The organism is Burkholderia sp. BCC1644 (assembly GCF_902833225.1).
Lineage (GTDB): Bacteria > Pseudomonadota > Gammaproteobacteria > Burkholderiales > Burkholderiaceae > Burkholderia.
In genome coordinates, this window is sequence record NZ_CADFEI010000080.1 from 1 (window position 1) to 424 (window position 424).

General features: G+C 65.3%; 1 protein-coding gene. It reads right to left on the bottom strand.

Going from position 1 to position 424, the window contains the following annotated elements; genetic code table 11:
* Positions 1–209: 209 nt before the first annotated feature.
* On the bottom strand, positions 210–371 hold the full coding sequence (locus HWX87_RS37810; protein ID WP_013697398.1) for a DUF1328 family protein: 162 nt from the start codon (positions 369–371) through the stop codon (positions 210–212).
* Between the last annotated feature and the right edge of the window lie 53 nt (positions 372–424).

Sequence of the window (424 nt, forward strand, 5' to 3'; positions counted from 1 at the left end):
AGTTGTGCGAGGCCGATGCGCGAACCCGCGCGCAGGTGATCGAGACGGTGTGCGCGGCCTTCGCGCCCTTCCTCGACGGCGACATGCTGCACTACCAGGCGGCATGCTGGTGGGTCGAGGCGCGCGCCCCGCGCTGAACCCGGCGCGTCGGCGCGGGCAAAGAAAACGGCCGCCCGAAGGCGGCCGTTCGACTCGACACCCGCGCTCACCTATCGTCGGATCACGCCCAGCAACAGCGTGACGATGAAGATGATCACGAAGATGAAGAACAGGATCTTCGCGATCTCGGCGGCCCCGGCCGCAATGCCGCCGAAGCCGAACACCGCCGCGATGATGGCGATGATGAAAAAGATCACTGCGTAACGAAGCATGTCTACCTCCGGATTGGACTGCGAATAAGCCATGTCGCGCACGGCCGGGCCGT

Coding starts and splice junctions, on each gene's coding strand:
- HWX87_RS37810 (WP_013697398.1), bottom strand. CDS start 371: ATGCTTCGTTACGCAGTGATCTTTTTCATCATCGCCATCATCGCGGCG.